This window comes from Candidatus Tiamatella incendiivivens (assembly GCA_015522635.1).
Taxonomy (GTDB): Archaea; Thermoproteota; Thermoprotei_A; order Sulfolobales; family Acidilobaceae; genus Tiamatella; species Tiamatella incendiivivens.
The window spans coordinates 164212-184692 of sequence record WALW01000007.1 but is presented as its reverse complement, the minus strand read 5'-3'; the positions used below and the strand labels follow the sequence as shown (position 1 = coordinate 184692).

At 42.4% G+C, this 20481-nt stretch carries 20 protein-coding genes; 13 read left to right on the top strand and 7 right to left on the bottom strand.

The window, feature by feature from the left end:
* The first annotated feature begins 48 nt into the window (after positions 1-48).
* Positions 49-1053, top strand: coding sequence for an ABC transporter ATP-binding protein (locus F7B60_01620; protein MCE4614217.1), 1005 nt, complete (start codon positions 49-51; stop codon positions 1051-1053).
* Between the two features lies 1 nt (position 1054).
* Positions 1055-1780, top strand: coding sequence for an ABC transporter permease (locus tag F7B60_01615; protein ID MCE4614216.1), 726 nt, complete (start codon positions 1055-1057; stop codon positions 1778-1780).
* A 373-nt stretch (positions 1781-2153) separates the two neighbouring features.
* Here the strand turns inward: F7B60_01615 and F7B60_01610 are convergent, their stop codons facing one another.
* Positions 2154-3545 (bottom strand): hypothetical protein, encoded by a 1392-nt coding sequence (locus F7B60_01610; GenBank protein MCE4614215.1) that lies wholly within the window; start codon positions 3543-3545, stop codon positions 2154-2156.
* 227 nt (positions 3546-3772) lie between these two features.
* On the opposite strand from F7B60_01610, the gene F7B60_01605 reads away from it, so the two are divergent.
* The 4 genes from F7B60_01605 to F7B60_01590 all read left to right on the top strand — a co-directional run bounded on the left by F7B60_01605 (position 3773) and on the right by F7B60_01590 (position 8634).
* Positions 3773-5101, top strand: coding sequence for a BMP family ABC transporter substrate-binding protein (locus F7B60_01605; protein MCE4614214.1), 1329 nt, complete (start codon positions 3773-3775; stop codon positions 5099-5101).
* Between the two features lie 93 nt (positions 5102-5194).
* A complete protein-coding gene (locus F7B60_01600) occupies positions 5195-6679 on the top strand; it encodes an ABC transporter ATP-binding protein (GenBank protein ID MCE4614213.1) in 1485 nt (494 codons plus the stop codon).
* Positions 6680-6693: 14 nt separating this feature from the next.
* Positions 6694-7707 (top strand): ABC transporter permease, encoded by a 1014-nt coding sequence (locus F7B60_01595; GenBank protein ID MCE4614212.1) that lies wholly within the window; start codon positions 6694-6696, stop codon positions 7705-7707.
* A gap of 9 nt (positions 7708-7716) precedes the next feature.
* Entirely contained in the window at positions 7717-8634 is a 918-nt protein-coding gene (locus F7B60_01590; protein ID MCE4614211.1) for an ABC transporter permease, read from the top strand.
* Between the two features lie 7 nt (positions 8635-8641).
* Here the strand turns inward: F7B60_01590 and F7B60_01585 are convergent, their stop codons facing one another.
* Complete coding sequence (locus F7B60_01585) at positions 8642-9643, bottom strand: alcohol dehydrogenase catalytic domain-containing protein (GenBank protein MCE4614210.1); 1002 nt, start codon at positions 9641-9643, stop codon at positions 8642-8644.
* 78 nt (positions 9644-9721) lie between these two features.
* On the opposite strand from F7B60_01585, the gene F7B60_01580 reads away from it, so the two are divergent.
* Genes F7B60_01580 through F7B60_01570 form a run of 3 tightly spaced genes read left to right on the top strand, consistent with a single transcriptional unit; the run spans position 9722 to position 13553 of the window.
* The gene (locus F7B60_01580) at positions 9722-10486 is read left to right on the top strand and encodes an enoyl-CoA hydratase/isomerase family protein (GenBank protein ID MCE4614209.1); all 765 of its coding nucleotides are present in this window, start codon (positions 9722-9724) and stop codon (positions 10484-10486) included.
* Positions 10456-11640 (top strand): MFS transporter, encoded by a 1185-nt coding sequence (locus tag F7B60_01575; GenBank protein MCE4614208.1) that lies wholly within the window; start codon positions 10456-10458, stop codon positions 11638-11640. The genes F7B60_01580 and F7B60_01575 overlap by 31 nt, the downstream gene beginning before the upstream one ends.
* 59 nt (positions 11641-11699) lie before the next feature.
* The gene (locus F7B60_01570) at positions 11700-13553 is read left to right on the top strand and encodes an aldehyde ferredoxin oxidoreductase family protein (GenBank protein ID MCE4614207.1); all 1854 of its coding nucleotides are present in this window, start codon (positions 11700-11702) and stop codon (positions 13551-13553) included.
* On the opposite strand, the gene F7B60_01565 is transcribed toward F7B60_01570, so the two are convergent.
* A complete protein-coding gene (locus F7B60_01565; protein MCE4614206.1) occupies positions 13542-14477 on the bottom strand; it encodes a zinc-binding dehydrogenase in 936 nt (311 codons plus the stop codon). The two genes, F7B60_01570 and F7B60_01565, sit on opposite strands and share 12 nt — an antisense overlap.
* 105 nt (positions 14478-14582) lie before the next feature.
* Between F7B60_01565 and F7B60_01560 the strand changes: the two genes are divergently transcribed.
* Both F7B60_01560 and F7B60_01555 read left to right on the top strand, forming a co-directional pair.
* Positions 14583-15737: a DUF1464 family protein gene (locus F7B60_01560; protein ID MCE4614205.1), complete on the top strand. Its 1155-nt coding sequence runs from the start codon at positions 14583-14585 to the stop codon at positions 15735-15737.
* Between the two features lie 25 nt (positions 15738-15762).
* Positions 15763-16551, top strand: coding sequence for an HAD hydrolase family protein (locus F7B60_01555; protein ID MCE4614204.1), 789 nt, complete (start codon positions 15763-15765; stop codon positions 16549-16551).
* 5 nt (positions 16552-16556) lie between these two features.
* Here F7B60_01555 and F7B60_01550 read toward each other — a convergent pair whose 3' ends face one another.
* Positions 16557-17324, bottom strand: a complete 768-nt coding sequence (locus F7B60_01550) for an SDR family oxidoreductase (GenBank protein MCE4614203.1) — start codon at positions 17322-17324, stop codon at positions 16557-16559.
* Between the two features lie 27 nt (positions 17325-17351).
* Positions 17352-17645 carry a rubrerythrin gene (locus F7B60_01545; protein MCE4614202.1) on the bottom strand — a complete coding sequence of 98 codons (294 nt, stop codon included), beginning with the start codon at positions 17643-17645 and terminating at the stop codon, positions 17352-17354.
* A gap of 129 nt (positions 17646-17774) precedes the next feature.
* Between F7B60_01545 and F7B60_01540 the strand changes: the two genes are divergently transcribed.
* Together F7B60_01540 and F7B60_01535 are read left to right on the top strand one after the other, a co-directional pair.
* Entirely contained in the window at positions 17775-18659 is an 885-nt protein-coding gene (locus F7B60_01540; GenBank protein ID MCE4614201.1) for an alpha/beta hydrolase, read from the top strand.
* Between the two features lie 5 nt (positions 18660-18664).
* Complete coding sequence (locus tag F7B60_01535; GenBank protein MCE4614200.1) at positions 18665-19588, top strand: MBL fold metallo-hydrolase; 924 nt, start codon at positions 18665-18667, stop codon at positions 19586-19588.
* Here F7B60_01535 and F7B60_01530 read toward each other — a convergent pair.
* Both F7B60_01530 and F7B60_01525 read right to left on the bottom strand, forming a co-directional pair.
* Complete coding sequence (locus F7B60_01530; GenBank protein MCE4614199.1) at positions 19579-19923, bottom strand: NifB/NifX family molybdenum-iron cluster-binding protein; 345 nt, start codon at positions 19921-19923, stop codon at positions 19579-19581. The genes F7B60_01535 and F7B60_01530 overlap by 10 nt on opposite strands.
* An 83-nt stretch (positions 19924-20006) precedes the next feature.
* Entirely contained in the window at positions 20007-20477 is a 471-nt protein-coding gene (locus F7B60_01525; GenBank protein ID MCE4614198.1) for a ferritin-like domain-containing protein, read from the bottom strand.
* Positions 20478-20481: the final 4 nt, after the last annotated feature.

Below are 20481 nucleotides of genomic sequence, written 5' to 3'. Positions count from 1 at the left end.
CTTAATATACATCTCATTATCTCTTCTCTCAATATTGGCGTGATGTATTTGGCGGAGCCCCCTATTTTCGTTGATCACTTGTTTAAGAGGTATGGACGAGTAATAGCTGTTAAACAACTAACATTTAAGGCTGGTGAAGGTGAGATTCTAGGTATCCTAGGACCCAACGGAGCTGGTAAAACGACAACACTCAGAGCAATAGCTGGCGCATTAAAGCCTACCATGGGTAAAGTACTTGTTTATGGATTAAACTCGTATAGAGAGGCACCTAAGGTTAAGAAGATTATTGGCGTAATGCCGGAGGTGCCCAGTCTATTTCCAGAGCTTACGGTTAAAGAGAACCTAGAGTTCCTGGGGAAAATATATGGACTAGCTAGAAGTGAAACAGAGGAAGCTGCCAGGCGTACAGCAGAGCTCATGGAGTTAACTGAGTATCTCGAAGTCAGATATGGTCATCTTAGCAAAGGCCTTAAGAGAAGGGCAGATATGTCTGGGGCCCTAATCCATGATCCTAGGATAGTTGTTTTAGACGAGCCTACAGCTGGTTTAGACGTCTTCTCCTCGAGCCACCTTAGAAACATAATAAGGGAGTTGAGATCGACAGGTAAAACACTCATTATTTCGTCTCACTATATTGATGAAGTCATGGAGTTATCGCAAAGGGTTGTAATTCTCTATAAAGGAGCAAAAATCTATGAAGGAGCTCCTAGGAGGCTTAGGGAAATACTTGAACTCGGTAAAAGAGTGAAAATAACTTTCGATCAAAGTCTTGACTACTCTCTATGGGAGGCTTTGAAAAATAAGATAGCTAAATCAATCGAAGGAGAACCCTTGTTTACAGGCGATTTTCTTGAAGTCTATACCAAGGATCCTCTACTCCTACTTGATACCTTGAAAGGATACCTAGCCACTAGAGGCTACAGTATTGTTGACATTGATATCCTGCCTCCTTCCTGGGAGGATGTGTTTAAGAGGTATATGACTGAAGCAAAGCAACCTGTTCCTTTTACAGTGGATTCCGAGAGAAAACCCTGTTCATGTGGGGCGGAATAATTTGAGTAAGAGCATTGCAATCTTCCTCAAGGATTTAAAGCAATACTATCTCAAGGCTCCAGTGCTTAGCTGGGGATTCCTCTTCCCTATAGCAATAATCGTTCTGTTAACGATGACTGTGAAATCATATGGGGAAAGCATTATGGTACCTGCCATGTTCAGCGTTAGCCTTTTATTTGCCTCAACAAGCATGGCCCAAGTGGCCGTGAGTTTTGAGAAAATGAATGGATCGATATATAGGTTGGTATATGCTCCCCTAACCGGTTTTGATCTTGTGGCCTCTAAAACTCTAGGAGGGTTGTTTTACGGCCTCATAGGAGTTTTCATAGCTACACTCTCAGTCTATCTATTTACCGGGCACCTCATAGTTATTCACATCTTATATTTTATTGCCTCAATAATACTTGGATCACTGCTCTACTCTCTCATGAGTGTCCTAATCGCTTTAACACTGGATCCTTTGAAGACTGTGGCAACCCTAAACATAGCAAGGTTCTCAATGATATTCTTCGGCGGAATGATTATACCACAAGCACTTCTTCCTCACTGGATGCAAGAGCTTACCCTTGCTTTCCCCTCACTATACATAACGGATTCGATTAGATATGGAATGTACAATAGCTGGGAAACAGTTGATCCCTATACATCATTGATAATAACACTGATAATAACATTTACACTTTACATTATCGCTTATAGAACTGCATTAAAGTCACTTACACCCTAAACTACCTTGTATTACATTTTTCAAGGGATATTGATTATTTAAAGAAGAGTTCAAGATCAGGAGGCCATTAAATATTGCATGAAAGTTTATGCTTTGTTTTTCCCTAGATTACACCACTCTAATCTTACGGTAAATAACCTCAATTCTCTTTTCCTCTTTGATAGGGGCAGACCATTCCAGTATTCTACTCCGACAATACTAGCTAATAATCCCTCAAGTGATTTTCCATCATAGGATAAAAGTTAATCTGTATTACTTTTTATTGTAGCCATCGCCTTCATCAGTAAAGGTTAAACCTTTTCTATGCAAATTGAATTTGAATATTTCGACAGCTTCCTGTTCAAACTTATACTTAAAATCTATAATATGCCCTCTAATTCACCGTCCTCACTAGTTGATCCAGTATCCTTTTCGATTGAATATAGACGTAAGGCACAGTTGGCAATATACCTATCCATGTAGATGCTTTGGACGCCTCTTTAAGCACGTTCAACGGCTCTGGCGCTTTCTCCATATAAGCTTCCAGAAAACGTATAATAAGACTTTGCTCTATTTTCCAGAATACGCTTGTCGAGATGAATGTAACTATATCCCACACGCCAGTCTTCAACGTATAATCATAAGATTGTTCCGCATCGAGAACTCCAACATTATTGCCCTTTGTGAGAACGAAGTTCCCAGAATTAGCGTCTCCCAGGGTTATTCCAAAATGATGGATAGCTCCGAGAGCCTTACCAGCCTTAACCCAATAATCCGGATGATTAGTTTCCCGCAATATCTTTCCTTCCAAATACTCTCGCACTGACAATGCCTTCTGGATCTGTGTACTGCACAGCTCGTGGAAAAAAGGTATTTCCACGCCTTCTACTTGACTCAGTCTTTGCATTGCATTATACTCCGATATCATTCTAGCCCTAGGGCTTACACGGTATTCAATCATAGGCTTGGCCATTATTTTGAGGATAATCCATTTACCACCCATCCTAGCATAGTCCTTTACTACTAGTTTGAGATCCTGGCATTTACACAGGATGCTGCTTGAGATTGCATGACCTTGAGAACACTTTACTTTACCTTCGCAATTAAGGTATTCCTTAACTATTTCCTCAGGCTTCCCACATTTGAGGTTTATTCTAGTCGAATTTAATAAGGCATGGTAACCTGTAATCCTTAATTCTGGTCCTTCCACCTCCGATCTCACTTTTTTCAGTAATCTAGCAGCCATTGCACGCGTAATATCCGATGGGGGAATAGGGGGGTTGCCTATGGATTTATTGATTAATTTCTCAGGTTCTTCTATAGCGTAGAATCCATTATTGTATGAAACTCCTCCTACTTCATCTAGAATAGTTTTATATTCTCTAGTAACTCTGGCCTTTTCGTCTAAGTTAGACTCCATGCTTAAATATAGCTTTGAAAGTAATCCATCTACTATTTCAGCTTTCCTAGCCAGGGGGTAGAGGGGAGTTATTCTAACTTTAAGAGCTAGAATATCAAAAGCTTTTGATAAGTCATTTAGAGAGAATTGGACTGTTCTCATCTTATAATAACTCGCTAGTTTCCTGAGATCACTCCAAACTCCCCTTGAATCCAGAGGGGGATATGCGAGTAGTGAAGCTATTGTCTCTCCTAGTGTACCGTATAATGCATCAGCTTTTAATAGATTATATGATATCTTCACCATGTTATTTTCGACTAATAAACTGGGTAATGCAGAGTTTGTCACTATGAGGTTCAGTGCGGGATACCGTATGGTTGCCTCCAATAGAGTACACACCGCCACTCTAGGTGTATACCAAGAATTTCATAGGTAAAATGCTTATTGAACTAGATGGGTAACGCTAATCCTGGAATTGGTAGCAGTGTAATACTATTCTAATGTTTCACGTTTTATTCAAAAACTGATCTACTTCAGGTTTAATGCATATAATAATTTTTAAATAACTCTTAAATAAAACTTCTACACGATAGGTCTTCAAGGTGTATTCAACCATGAATAAGAGGGGAATTAGTCAAACTGCAATCGCAACCGTAATCATTATCATCATCCTAATAGGTATTGGAGCATACTATTACTCATCAAAAACAGGTACAACTCAAAACAACCAGCAAAACCCGATTGCATCAACAGCCACCATTGGAGAAACTGGTACAACCAGCCCTGCAACTACAACAACCACCCAGTCGACGTCAAGTTCCACAACTAGCAAGAAAACCAAAATTGCAGTTCTATTCGATGTAGGTGGAAGAGGTGACTTAAGCTTCAATGATATGGCCTACATGGGAGCTGAGAATGCGGCGAAAGATTTTGGTGTCACAGTTAACTTCCTTACACCTAAATCTACCACAGATATGGAACCTCTCCTCAGACAGTTATCCGAGTCAGGTCAATATAATCTACTAGTACTTGTTGGATTCCTCTGGACCGATGCGTTAAACAAAACTGCAAGCGACTTCCCCAGCCAGAAATATGCTCTAATAGACTCTACAACAGGGATCATTAGACCTAATGAAGTCGATATACTCTTCAGGGAACAAGAAGCGGCATCCCTCGTAGGAATACTAGCAGCGGGAATGGCTTACCAGCTAGGTGGAAACACCATAGGTGCAGTTGCAGGGATGGACATACCTCCACTCTGGAAGTTCCATATTGGATATCTCTTCGGGGCAAAATACTATGAGAAGATTACTGGGAAGAATGTAGAAGTGATATGGCAATACACCGGAACATTCGGTGACACTCAGAAAGGATACCAGACTGCAATGCAAATGCTTCAGCAAGGCGCTAAAGTACTTTACGGTGTTGCCGGGTTAACACACCTAGGAATGTTCGATGCCGTCATAGACTGGAACCAAAAAGGTTACGGAAAGGCATTAGCTATAGGTGAAGATGCAAGCCAGGAATGGTATAACCCACACTACATAATATTGAGCGGAGCCAAGAGAGTTGATACCGCTGTTTATACTGCCATAAAGATGGTTGTAGATGGGTCATGGAAAGGCGGTATCAAAGTACTAGGCCTTAAGGACAACGGGGTTGGAATATGGGGTCTAGATGGTGTCCAATACTTTGCACAAATAGCATACGAGAACCATAAAACTAACTTGACTCCCACAGAGATAGTGAATACTGTCAAGGAAATGAGGCAGAAGTACATCCCTCAGCAAGCATGGAATATAATGAATCAACTAGAAGAGCAGATAAAGACGGGGAAAATAGTGTTCAAGACACCTACCAGTGAAGCAGAGTATAATGCTATAGTACAGGAGCTAGAGAAAGGCAATCTAAATGCTGCCCTTGAGAAAGGCACTGTATCTTAGTAATCCTGTTTTTCATTTAACCCTTCCACATCTTTTTCTATTCCAAGGATAGTTGATCGGTGCACGGTCTTGCCCCACACTTCAGCTGTTGAGATGCGTGGAATCGAGAAAGTCTACCCAGACGGTGTCAAAGCACTTGACAACGTTGAATTCGAAGTTTGTGAAGGAGAGATACACGGGTTATTAGGCGAGAATGGCGCTGGGAAAACAACGCTGATGAGAATACTCTACGGTGAAATAAAACCTACCAGAGGGGAAGTCAGGGTCTTCGGTGAGAAAGTATCATTCCACGGGCCATGGGAAGCCATTAGGAAAGACATTGGGATGGTTTACCAGCATTTCGCACTTGTACCTACCTTCACTGTTGCTGAGAACTTGTTTCTAAGTTATCTTAGCATAAAGCCTAAAGCAAATATAATGGAAGCCTTAGATAAAGCTAGGCAAATAATGGATGAAACCGGGCTTAAATTTCCTCTCAATACTATTGTTGAAAATCTACCGGTAGGCCTTCAACAGAGGGTTGAGATAGTGAAGGCCTTGTCGAGAGATGCACGAATACTCATACTAGACGAGCCCACGAGCGTGCTTACACCTGTTGAAGTCGAGGAATTGTTCACAGCACTAAAAAAACTAAAGGATAATGGTATAACCATAATCTTCATAACCCATAAGCTCAGGGAAGTCCTTGAGCTAGCTGACCGTATTACTGTTTTAAGGAAGGGGAAGAGAATAGGAACCATAGACGCGGGGAAAGCGACTCCTAAAATCCTTGCTGAGATGATGATTGGCAAATCTCTCCGACCAACAGAGGCGGGAAGGGAGGGTGTTGTAGGTGAGACTCTTCTTAAAGTTGAGAACCTGGTAGTCTTGGATGGGCAAGGAGTCACTAGAGTAGACAATCTTTCCTTTGAACTTAAATCGGGAGAGATATTAGGAGTTGCTGGTGTCCAGGGGAATGGCCAAAGCGAATTAGCAGAGTCGATAGCCGGAATATTGAAGCCAGTAAATGGCAGTATAATTCTGAAAAGCGAGGATGTTACTGATTTATGCCCATCAGACAGATATAGGCTTGGTCTTGGTTACGTTCCAGAGTCGAGGAAAAAAGGGCTAGTTTCAGAAATGAGTGTTACAGAAAACGTTGTACTTACTAACTTGCACTTGGTGTTATCTAAGGGTAGAATGATTCAGTGGAGTAAAGCAAGAAGTATTTCAGGCAAGATAGTGAGGTACCTGGACGTCAAGACTCCTAGTTTAGATGCGATAGTAAAGTATCTGAGCGGAGGAAACCAGCAGAAAATTATGGTGGGGAGAGAGGTAGTTAGGGAATCAGATGTAATAGTGGTAGCAGAGCCGACTCAAGGATTAGACATATCTGCAACTAGGTTCATCAGAAATACTCTACTGAAACTAAGGGGTGAGGGGAAAGCAATCCTTCTCATCTCAAGCGATCTCGATGAGATATACGAGTTATCCGATAGGATAGCTGTTATATATGAGGGAAGGTTCATAGGTATAGGCACCCCAGACGAGCTGACTAGGGATAGAATTGGCATGCTTATGGGAGGTGTTGAAGGGTAAACATAACTAGTATAATGGAGTCTTTAAGGGCGAAGAAAACAGAGTATATTACAGGTACAATTGAAGTATCCCTATCAGCTCTAACAGGATTCCTTATAGCAGGGGTAATACTCGAATTAATGGGTTACAATGCTCTCAATATATTTAATATTATGATTACAGGCGGGGTCTCAGACCTAAGTCACTTGGCGGGGAAGAGTGCACCGCTAGTTATGACGGGCTTGGCGTTCTCCATTCCACTAATGGCTGGTGTCTTTAATATAGGAGGTGAAAGCCAGCTTTACATGGGGGCACTAGCCGGATTAGTAGGAACCTTTTTTACAGGTAGCATTCCCATAGGATTAACATTAGGATTCATAGCCGGAGCTTTCTGGGGCTGGTTAATGGCTGCCCTGAGAGTATACAGAGGGATAAATGAGGTTATAACAGCTATAATGCTCAACTGGACTGCCTACTACTTCATTATATACGTTATAATCAAGTATCTACCTAACCCTGAGAAGCCGTATATGAGTGTACAGTTAAGTCCACATGAAATGTTCTCCATGACTACAGCATTCTGGCTTTCGGTTCTAGGCGCACTAGTTGCCTATTACATTTTATACTATACCGACCTAGGATATAAGATGCGCGTCTCTGGATATAACCCTAAAACAGCATTATACTCTGGATACAACCCTGATAAGAGTATCTTATTCTCCATGGCACTAGGAGGAGGACTTGCTGGTTTTGGTGGTGCACTCCTAGTGATCGGTGAGTCAAGTGCGATCGATACTACAATGTCATCCCTCTACGGACTAGGCTTTACAGGTATAGGAGTAGGCTTGCTTGGCAGGAATAATCCTATAGGTATAATTTTCTCAGCGCTTTTCTTCGCTGACCTGATAATCGGCGGTCAATGGGTAGAATTGGAGACTGGAGCACCTCCTTACGTCTCCGATACAATAACAGGTATAATCATCATAGCACTATCAGCACCTTACGCTTACAGGAAACTTGTACAATTATACAGATTAAGGAGGAGGTAGGTAAAGTTGATGGCTGACATAGTTAATCTATTGTCGAATACTTTCCTAAGTATGACCCCTCTCCTCCTAGCAGCAATAGGAGAAGTGATAGCAGAGAAGTCCGGCGTTGTAAACATAGGACTGGAAGGAATTTTCTTGATCACCGCCTTAACATCTACTGTAGCGACATTCTATACAAACGACCCTTTAATAGGTTTGACGATAGGAGTTATCATAGGCCTTCTATCTGGGGTTCTCCACGGATTTATAAGCGTGTATCTCAGAGGAGATCAGATCATAGCTGGAGTAGGCTTCAACAGTTTCGCATACGGCCTAAGTATACTTACATTAATATTCCTATGGGGAGACTATTCTAGCAGCCCTAAAATCCCAAAAATAAATCCATGGAGCGTAGAAATTGCAGGAACAAACATGGTTATACCTCAATTACTTGTAGTTGCACTCATAGTTGCTTTTGCTAGTTGGTACATTCTAGAAAAGACTGGGCTGGGACTAAAGCTTAGAGCCTGCGGAGAAGATCCTAGGGCTGCAGAAGCTATGGGTGTAAATGTGAGTAAAACCAGGTTTTATGCTACTGTAATAGGAGCAGGGCTAGCGGGGCTTGGAGGAGCGTATCTCTCCATAGGATGGTTAGGATCATTCACTAGGACTATCTCAGCTGGAAGAGGATTCATAGCTTTAGCTGATGTAGCATTCGCTAATTGGAACCCGCTCATAGCTATATTGGGCGCGTTCGTATTCGGATTCGCGGATGCGTCCGGGACTTATCTTCCTATAATGCTTCAGAAAATAACTGGAACCCAGTTCACCGCGGAGACATATTTATTCCTAACGATTCCCTACCTGACAACTCTAATCTTCGTAGCTGCCATAATGAAGAAAGTGAAAATGCCTCGTGCATTAGGGAAACCCTACATAAAAGAATAACCGATCTTTAAGGCTCTAACTGTATTTTCACGCTTTTTCTATTAAAACTTTCAATGAACGCCTTGACACCCTCTTCCAGAGGATAAACCCTTGTTATTAGGCTGGATAGAATATTACGCTCCTTCCTTACGAAACTAAGGGCCTTATCGAAGGGACCGCAGCGGCTGCCGATTAGCCTAGCTTCCTTCACCACAAGCTTGGTGTAATCAAAGTTTACGGGTGAGCCTTGAGTGGATTTTCCTGCTATTACACCTCTGGGTCTTACCAGGTTTAAAGCCATGTCTAGTCCCTCAGAACTGCCTGTAGCTTCAACTATATAGTCAAACCCCTGTCCTTCTGGGGTTTCAGTTGAAGCTATCTCCAGTGCCTCAGTGTATGTTACGACTCCATGAGCTCCAAGTGATAATGCCAGGCTAGCTTTCGGCGTATCTTTTCGCGCTATTCCTAGGAGGAGCTTCGGATTGAAGGTCTTCAAATATGCAGTAGATAATAATCCTATTGTTCCTAAGCCTAGAACAGCTATGTTAGCGTCCACCGGTATCCTCTCCATTTCACTGATTTCCATGACAGCAGCTAATGGCTCTACTAGAGCTAGGGATCCAGGATCAAGGTCATCAGCTATATGAACTAAGTCACTTCTCGTCAAGACGTATTCGGCCATCCCTCCATGCCTAGTTATACCGATAGTCTCTCTATACGGGCATTGAGTTGGCATATCATGACGGCAATACCAGCATTTCCTGCAATGAACGTTTATCTCAGTAGTAACCCTATGACCAATAAGATCTTTCGAAGCTTCGTCTCCTATCATATCTATAGTTCCCGCTATCTCATGGCCAAGTATCAATGGTTTCTTCATTAGCTTATAGGATCCCATGTAGAATGATTTGTCTGTACCGCATATTCCTACTCTTTCAACCTTAATCCTTACCCAGTCTTTACGCGGTATAGGATTATCACATTCAACAAGTCTAAGATCTCCCGGTGAATAAAGCATCAGTGCCTTCATATTAAACCACTCCGGTCCCAGTAATGTAGATTTTATACCTTGTTTAGCTATAAACAATACCGGCTAGAGGGATCAGAATTGCAACGTCCCGTAGAGTCAATAGTCAAGGATAATTTTTATTGGATATACCTCAACAGACCCGGCAAGCTAAATGCTTTGAACAGCGAGACATGGACGCTACTCGAATCCAACCTAAAGGAAGCATGCAACAGTGAATATTTAGGTATAGCTCTCACCGGTCGTGGAAGAGCCTTCTCAAGCGGAGACGATATCTATGATATGTACTACTTCAAGTCGCCATCTGAAGCCAAACAGTTTTTTCATAGAATATACCGTATAATAGAGCTACTAGTCGACTGTAAGAAGCCTTTGGCAGCTCTCATAAACGGTTTAGCAGCCGGTGGTGGAGGTGAAATAATACTATTCCTAGACTATAATGTCGCGTTAAAACATATTGAAATTTTCTATCCGGAAGTAAACATAGGATTATACCCTCCGATGCTAATAACACACGGTCGCAGATTACTTGGCTCAGAGCTTGCTATGGAGCTTGCCACGACAGCAAGAAGGCTAACAACAGAAGAAGCCCTTAAAATAGGAATAATCGATGATGTCGCCTCGTCTATAAATGAAGCCGTCAAGAAAATCTTAGAATGGTTCAGAGCAGTAAACAAAGATCCCCGTCTTAATGAAAAGAAGCGGAGAAAAGACGTGTGGAAATACCTTGATGAAATAAGATATACCATTGACTCCTTAGCGGAGAAAGCATTGACTGATGAGGCTAGAGCTGAGATGGGGAGAGTGATCACCGAATGGAGAAAGAAAAAGAAAGGTGGCGTGTAGCTGGTATACTTACCGCTGTACTACTAGCAAGTACCGCAGCAGGACTTATTAGGCCTTCCTTGGCGTTATTACTCAAAGTTAACTTGAAAGCAACTGTAATCGCCGTCTCCAGTCTCACTAGCGGCTATATGGCTGGGAGAGCAATTATGAGTATAGTGGCAGGATTTATAGGAGATATTAGTCCGGAGAAAAGGAAACTTTTAACTATAATTCCAATAGTGACGGCGGCATTTATAATATGTGCTTCCACCTATACTGCAAGTCCTACTGCACTTATTTTAGCCATGACTGTTTGGGGGGCTTTAGCTGGTTTAACTTGGCCTACTGCTCAAACCTTAATAGTTGATGCTACAAAAGGTAAACCCGGAACCCTTCTCTCTCTCTATTTTGCAACCGGAACCCTCGGTGTTGCAATAGGTGTTTATTCTTTTGGAATTCTCCCTCTATCATACTTTGAAATAGCTAGAATGGGTACTATCCTACTAGCCTTGAGCGGTGTAATATTGTGGGCCTCATCTATAGGTATAACTCCTTCCGCTGATAAAAGGCTTCGTTTAAAGGAAGCAACTAGGATATTAGACCGTAGAGTTGGATGGATCCTCTACTCGGCCTTTACTGCGGGCTTCCTTACAGGTCTGCTTAGGGAGTATTTCTATGTATATGTCTATGAAGAATTCCACATGGATAAATCGGGTTTAGGCAGTCTTTTGGCTATAGGCTCAATAGCCGCGCTCATAGGAGGTCTTACTGTTGGTCCTCTAAGTGATAGGATAGGAGTACCGAGAACACTAGCTTTAACTTTAGTCATTGCAGTGCTTGGAGGTACATTACTGTCTTTGGATGGGATATTTTTGATGACAGCTCTCGGATTTGTTTTCGCTCAGACTGCAGGTAGATCTACATTGCCTCTAACTAGAAATGCTGCCTTGCTTGGAGTGGGTAGAGGCGGGTCTACTATGGTAGGCTTTTCAAATACCTTATCAAATCTTGGTAACATGGTAAGCCCCCTAATTGCAGGCACCATTTATACTTATCACAAATCACTCATAGGAGTTAAACCCGGCGCCACCACTTTCTTGTTAGCAACGATCATGTTAATCCTCGACTTGATGCTATACGCAATTATATTCAAAAGCCTTAAATCAAACACATAGCCTAGTTCTATTACCACTTATAAAAACCAGGGGGTATCTGTTTAATACGGTGACTAGATATGCCTCTCACCCGTATCCTTTATATAGACTTAAGTGAGAGGGAAAGCTGGATAGATGAAAGGGATTATTCACAGAAACTCCTCGGCGGAAGGGGTATATCTTCTCTTCTACTATACCTTAACTCGAACCAAGATACAGATCCACTATCTCCTAGTAATCCTCTAATAATTTCGCCAGGACTCTTAACGGGATCAGGATTTCCAACAGCTAGCAAAACAATATTCTCCGCTAGAAGCCCGCAAACTGGATTTTTAGGAAGATCATCTGTAGGAGCATTACTTGGAGCTCATCTCAAGTGGAGTAGTATAGATGCCGTGGTGATAAAGGGATCGCTAGATAACCCTGGAATACTAGTAATAAACAACAGTGAAACCTATGTAAAAGATGCAGCTAGACTGTGGGGGTTGCTTATATCAGACGTTGAGAACGCACTCAAAAACGAATACAAGGGATATGGCATATGCGTTATTGGCCCAGCAGGAGAGAATCTTTCTAAGATCGCTAGTATAGATTGCAATAGACGCCAAGCAGGGCGAACAGGGTTAGGCGCCGTTATGGGTTCAAAGAAGTTGAAAGCAATAATAGCAAAAGGGAGTAAAGAATTCAAGTCAAAGGATCCTGTGTTGATGAAGGAGATTATTACCAATTGGAGTAAGATTCTCCCGAAATCTCCATCTGGTAAATCACTCGTCAAGTACGGTACACCAGGAATAGTAAGGCTTACTGAGTCACAAGGAGTTTTCCCCTCTCTCAACTGGAAGCGGAGTACTTTGGGATGGTGTGGTGAGAGAGACGAGGTAAGAGAGAAGTTTGCTTCATTTGAATCCGAGAATAAGGTTTCTAGGAATCCATGTCCCCATTGTAATAGGCCCTGTAGTCAGGTTATAGAGGTTATGAACCCTTTCAGAGGCGGTAAAGTAAGGGTTGATGGACCTGAGTATGAGGTTCTATACAGCCTTGGAAGCAATATTGGAATATGCGATACGTGGCAAGCTGCATCACTATCATATATGGCTGACGAGTTAGGGTTTGACGCGATAAGCCTTGGCGCCGCCTTATCATGGGCTATAGAATTGAATGAGAAGGAACTGCTGGGGGACTACGCTACGGGATACGAAGGCCTGACATGGGGTGCTACTGGAGTATTGATGAGGCTCGTAGAAGACATGGCTTATAGAAAGTCTAAGCTAGGAGGACTACTAGCTGACGGAGCTGTATGGGCGGTTAGGAAGTTTAGCCGGGGAATGGATGAGGCTGTGAACGTTAAGGGCTTAGACTTACCTGCTTATGACGCTAGGGGATTAAAAGGGATGGCATTAGGATACGCTGTTGCCAGCAGGGGAGGAGACCATTTAACCAGCGGAATGTATGCACTAGAATTGGGCGGCAACCTATGGATATACGAGGATATTGATCCCTTATCATATGAAGGTAAACCTGTGATAGTACAGGCTATGGAAAACCTCTTTGCCGTATATGATGCCCTGGGAATATGCAAGTTTAGTAGAAAAGAACTGCCACCAGAAAATCTCGTTGAACCCGTTAACACTGTTCTCGGAACAAAATTTGATTCTGGAGACCTGCTCATGACCGGGGAACGAATAATTACTCTTGAACGTATGGTGAATCTGAGATTCATGCTTGAATCTTCGGATGATACCCTACCGCCTAGGCTTCTATATCAGCCAATAAGTGATGGGCCGAAAAAGGGTGAAGTTGTTGATATATATGAGCTGGATAAGATGAAGAGGGAATACTATAGTCTTAGGGGATGGGATGAAAAAGGAGTACCGTTCAAAGAGACTCTTATTAAACTGGGGCTAACAGGGTTAGGTGTAAGGTTAAGGGAGTAAAACTATTCTACCGACCCTCCTGCCTTTTAATACGTTTTCTATTGCATAGTTTATATCTTCCAGCCGAAAAGCCTTGTATATAGGCTTTATCTTTCCATCCTCAACTAACCTGATTGCCTCAACCCACTCGTTAGGAGTGAAAGCCATGGAACCCTTAATTACTAGTTCTCTCTGGACAATCATTGCCGGACGATATAGTGTTATCGGTGTGCCTTCAGTGTTCCCTATCAATACTAATGTTCCACGCTGTTTCAGGCCTCTTAGACTATCGTTTACTACTGGAGCCCCAACATTTTCGAAGACATAATCTACTTTACCGTATTCCTTATAGAATAATAGATTATTGACAGGTATAGCACCTAAGCTTTCGAGGAGACTGTTATGCTCTATCCTCCTAGTATAAGCGTAGACTTTGACTCCCATACTGATGAGATACTGGATACCGTGTATGCCGACTCCGCCAGTACCACCAGTAACGAGTGCAGAATCCCCTGTTTTTATGCCAGCTATTTTAGACGCGTGTATTAGAGTTGCAACACCACAGACTGAAGCTGCGTATTTCTCATATTCTCTTGTGGCTAGCTTTACTATATTCCCGGTAGGAATATCTACATATTCAGCGTATCCTCCGGGTAAATTCTCCCCAAGAATAAGTGTCTTACACTCGCCTGCACTGCAGTCCAGTATAGCAGGGTAAACTGATACGGGTTCACCATTCAACTCGCCGAAAATCTCGTGCCCTGGAATTATAGGCGGCCTTAAATTAGGGAATCCTCCTTTCCATACAACAAGATCTCTGCCACACATCCCTACTGCTCTTACCCTAACTCGAACCCATCCCTTACGTAGCTCATCAGGTACCTCGATACGTTTAACTACGAAAGGCTTACGGTATTCCTCTATTATAGCTGCTTTAAACTTCATTACGCCCATCCCCACAGTCAAATATGAATAGTATTGATTGTCAAGTTATTTTAACAATCAGCTATGTATTTCTATCTTGGATACGCTTTCACATGGGGAACAAGAATGGTTAGAGTTGTCGGTATTGACCCAGGTACAGCCAGCTTCGACATAGTACTACTAGATGATGGCTATATTGTCGGGGAAAAAAGCATATCAACACCTGACATAGCTAAAGACCCGGAATTGCTACTCGAGGCTGTTAAAGAGTTAGGGAGAGTAGATGCAATCGCTGGCCCTTCCGGGTATGGCGCTCCTATTACTTGGAGTAAGGACATAACAGATCCTAGAAGATTTGCGGTAGAGGTTCTCCTATTATCTACTGAAGAGCAGATAGCTAGAGGGATAGCTGCTGGAGAAATCGGGGTAATGGTATACCAAGCGCTTGCACAGGCTGTAGTCGAATTTTGGGAGGAAAAACTTCCCGTGGTATATATTCCCAGTGTTATACTTCTGCCTACAGTCCCGTTCTATAGGAAGCTTGGGAGGCTTGACATGGGCACTGCTGATAAGATGGCATTAACCCTCTTGGGCATACATACATACTCTAGAGATAATGGGCTGGATCCACGGCAAGCTGACTTCATAGTGGTAGAAATGGGCTATGGATATAATGCCATTACTGTTGTTGAGAAGGGTCGAATCGTAAATGGCCTTGGGGGAACCATGTGTTGCAGAGGTTTCCTCACACACGGACCAATGGATTTAGAGCATGTAGTCCTAGGAGGAGAATGGGCTAGGAGTGACGTCTTCTATGGTGGAGTAGCTACAGTTGCATCAATTGAAGATCCCTTAGGTGCCTGGAAAGAGTGGATGAAAGCTAGAGAACCTGCTTACAGTATTATCGAGTCAATGCTGGAAGATTTATCCAGGACAGTTTACGGTTTATCGAAACTTCACAACATTAGAACGATTCTACTTTCTGGGAGACTATCCAAGGTTAATGAAATTAGAAGCAGTGTACTTGAAAGGCTTTCCGAGCTTACAATAGAACCGTTAGGACTTTTAGACGGCGCTAAATTGTCTAAGGAAGCAGCACAAGGATATGCCCTTGTGGCTGATGGACTTCTAGGGGGGAGGTACAGCCACATAATATTCATGAACCAGTTAAGTGAAGCAAAGGGAACTGTTGTAGACTTCGCAGTTCATCCTAGACTTGTCCTTGCAAAGGAAAGGGTTAGAGAAGCATATAAGGCGTCCGTCAAGTCGCCAAAACTCTGATACCTGGGAAAGGTGTAGAATAAAGTTGATCAAGATAATTGTCAGCGATATAGACAGTACTCTAGTCGATCAGACTTACGATCTCTCCCCGACAGCCCCCAAACTAATAGACTTCTTATTACACGACGGTTACTTGGTTTTCGCTACAACTAAAACATTAGACGAGGTTCTCCTATACGCTGAGAAGTGGAGTCTTCCAAAGAATAAAGTTTACATAATCTCTGAAGCCGGAGGATTGATTGCAGGAGTTGATCTCTTAAAATACGACTGGAATTGCAAGGGCTACCGTGTTCTCGAGTTAGGAGAGAGGCTAGTTGAGCAGGATCTGGAGATTGCAAGGCAATTGAACTGCGGAATTAAAGGGTATCGGGATATGAGCCTTGACGAACTAGGGGAAATTGCTGGGCTTAAAGGCGAGTTTGCAAGAGCAGCTAGAATGAGATTATTCACTGAGAGCCTTTATTCGACAGACAGGGATTGCCTGAAAATATTAGCAGAAAAATACAGGTCTAAAGGCTACTTTGTCCACATAGGCAGTAGATTTCTCACCATAGGTAAAATCCCAGGTAAAAGAGCAGGTATAAATATTCTTCTAACATTATCATCAAAGTTTACAGTCACAGACACCTTTACACTGGGATTCGGAGATGCTGATATGGACGCTGAAATGCTTGAAGACACTGATATGGCCTTCCTAATACCATCATATGCTAAGGTCTCCCTTAAACGCAGCGACTACATAAAATCACCTAACCCAGCTCCTGAAGGATGGATATTCCTCTACGATAGATATGTGAAAAACCTCCTCTTGTGAGAGAGCTAATTTGGGAACGGTAAAGCTAAGAGTTGCCCGGAATCTATCACGAAAACCTGGCCGGTTATATTTCTTGCATCCTCGCTTGCCAGGTAGACTACTAATCTGGCTACCTCAACTGGTTCAACTAGCTTACCTGTTAACGTATACCTAGCTTCATACTCCTCTACACTTATACCAGTAGCCTTAAAGAAGCTTAGACCCATATCTGTCCGAGCAAACCCCACTGCTACCGCATTCACGGTTATCCTCGACCCTGCAAGTTCCTGTGATAACGCCCTAGTGAAAGATATCACGCCTGCTTTGGCCGCACTGTAAGCAGCTAGGCCTGGTAAACCCCTAATTCCTGCTATGCTTGTTATGTTTATTACCCTACCGCTTGGAGAATTCGATAATAGAGGCAGAGATTCTCTCGTCACATAGAACACTCCATTGAGATTTACTCGTATATGCCTGTCCCATAATTCAGTGTCCATGCTACCTACTGGTGTTAGATACCCCCATCCCGCATTATTGACAACCACATCTAGTCTTCCGTAATGGTTATTAGCAATGCCTATCATGTTTTGAACTTGGATTGGGTCACTGACATCCGCTTTAGCTGTTACTGCATCCACACCATAGTCTTTCACAAGCTCTAATGTCTTCCTCGCTTCTTCGCCCCTCTTCCTATAGTTTATAACCAAAGAATAGCCTGCCTTTGCTAGTTCTAAGGATATAGCCCTTCCTATACCCCTACTTGATCCTGTAACTAGAGCTACTTTGCTAACCAAAGTTTTCATCCCTTAATAATAGCGAGTTTAAACTCGTTCTTCATGTTCTTTTACTTCCTCTTCACCATGTCCCATCATTCTAACAATAGTCTTATCGCATTTCTTCAGGAGATACATAAATTCTCCCAAGTGCTCTTTCTCCTCCTCTGCTACCTCATTGAAAACCTGTTTAACCAGCTTATTTTCTGCGGCTTCTGCTATCTGCCGATATAACGTGATCGCATCTATTTCCGCTATAATGGCAAGTCTTAACGCATCGCATAATCTTTCTCCACTGAGCTTTGTGTTTGAAGGAACATCTAAAGGATGCTTACCGAACAAAATGGTCCCCCCGTTCAAGTCAAGTTAACTATTTATTCCAGGTAAAATATTATTATCTAAATGCTAGTTATTCTGGGCACATATCTTTCTCAATTACTCTAAGCATAACATCTATTCGAGGTGTTGGTGTTGAAGTTTACTGTCAAGAAAACCTCTTTCAACTGCATGGGTGTTAGGTGCGCGGGACTGTTATATGAACCTATTGGAGAAGAGAAAACTCCTGCGATCGTTATGGCTTTCGGTTTCGGGATGATTAAGGAGATTCACGCCGGTGATTACGGGCCTAAATTCGCTGAAGCAGGATTTACTACTCTCATATTCGATTATAGAAGATTTGGGGAGAGCGAGGGATCTCCGAGGCAGACATTATACCCGGTGGATCAGATTGAGGATTATAGATGTGCTGTCAGCTACGTTAAAACACTGAATAATGTGGATCCTTCTCGTATATGTATATGGGGTACGAGTTTTAGCGGAGGCCATGTAATTCTCCAGCTAGCATTCCCACAGCCTGGTGTTAAGTGTGGAATAGCACAAGTACCTAATCTCTACAGCTATAAGACAGCCATAAGCTATGCAGGAAGCCTCAATCCATACATGCAGCTTGTGGAGGCCTTCAGGGGCGACTGTTGTAAGGGGAGGATTAATAGAATACCTATAGTCTCGAAGGATGGACCGTGTGTAATTAGGAGTGATGAAGCCTACAAGTATTACATGGAGAAAGCTTTAAAATTCCCGGAGTTCAAGAATTACATCACAGTTGATAGCTTGGAAAGGATACTCATCTATTCTCCAGGGCTTTACGCTAGAATATTGTCCAGACCTATTTTCTTACTATTAGCAAGTAGTGATAAGACTACACCACCGCAACATATTAAGGAAGTTAGTAGCGCAATCAGGTCAGAGAAAGTGTTACTTGAAGTTGATGGAGGGCATTTCGATATATATGAGGAACCCCTTTTATCTAAAACAGTGGAGAATGAGGTAGAGTTTGCTAGAAAGTATCTGAGTTGATCCGCATGAATGAATGGGAGAGTGGGCTTGTAGAGGTCAAACCAGGTTTCTATGCATACATAGACCCTGAAGGAGGCTGGTTCAAGAGTAACACAGGTATTATAGATGCCGGTAATTACACTGTTCTAATTGACACACAATACAACGAGCTTAGAATGAAGAATATACTGAACACCCTGGAGGAGAAAGGCCTTCCAGAACCTAGAATAATCATTAATACACATCATCATGGAGACCATGTATGGACTAACCACGTAGTTAAGAATGCCATTGTTGTTGCCCATATAGTAACAGCAAGACTTATCGAGCAAAACATGGATTTAGATCCTAGGATGTTTAAAGCATTCTTCCCTGACCTCGACTTCACAGGCAGCAGGTATACATTGCCCAATATAGTATATGAAGGTGGCATTGGAATTCTGAACCTACCGAATAGAATTAAAGTCAAATTAATTTATATGGGTCCAGCACATACTCCTGGCGATACACTGGTAATGATAGAAGATGAAGGGGTAGCTTATACCGGAGATCTAGTGTTCTATAAGGTTACTCCATTTGCCCTTGACGGTTATTTGAAGGGCTGGATAGATGTCTTGGAGAAAAGTTTATTGGAGCTGAATATTGATACATTCATCCCAGGTCACGGCCCGGTTACAGGGAAATACGGCCTAGAAGAGATGCTGGAATATTTGAAACTTGTAGTTCAAGCGGCTGAGAAAGGATATGAAAGAAAACTTACTCCGTTACAAGCAGCTCTAGAAACCGATCTGGGCAAATTCGATATATGGATAGACAGGGAGAGGGTTGTTGGGAATATATACAGAGCTTATATGGAACTGGAGGGCGCTATGCCTGCAGAACCCATTAAAAACATTGCGAATATAGCTTTGGACATGATTTCATACAGAAACAAGAGAAGTCAGGGGTGAAGTTGTTCTAAAACTTTTTTTACAGCATCTTTTATTTTCAACCCGATAAACCCTGGAATAACCTTAATACCTAAGTATTGAATGGCCGCATAGGCGTTAGGGCCAGGATTAGGGCCGGAGTAAACATTGACACCGTGGTCACCTAGTACTTGAGCGGCTTTTACGCCTGCTCCACTTCCTGCATAGTAACCGGGGTTACTGGTTACTTTGACATTTTTTATTTCACCAGTAGATTCGTCTACTTCAACTATAGTAAAGGTAGGTGCTCTACCGAGTCTATCATATACTATGTCGTCTAATCCGCCTTTCCCGGTTGGGAAAACTATTTTCACCATATCGATCCACCTATATACATGTTTGTACCAAGAAGCTTTATTGGACATTAATTCATTAAAAAGAATAAGGAAATATGTATAGATTACCCCCCAGGAGTTCCATGCCAGGGGCTATCTTTCCATATAGCATCCCACATATCTGCCTCAGTTATTGTTTCTCTTTTGGCCAGCTTGTCTTTTACGTCAAGGAGGATCTTGTGATGCTTTATTTCATCGTCATGTATAGCTTTCAACAGAAGTTTAAGCCTGGGATCATCTACCTCTTCTGACCATTGACCTGTTAGTTTAACCATTTCTGCTTCCATTTCTATGTGTTTCTCGATGCTTTTCCTGATTATCCCAAGCTCGTCTTCAGTGAGCCCTGGTTGGGTCTCTTTCAGCAGGTTCGCTATTGCAGTATATAGAATGCTATGTTTTTTACTATCCATAGATATACCCTTTATTAATCCTTGTAGAACTGGATGCCTAAAACTCGCAGATAGCTTTTCTAGTTCTTCTGCATATTTCCTTTCTTCCTCTACCATATTGAGGATTTTACTAATATCTAACGCCATAACT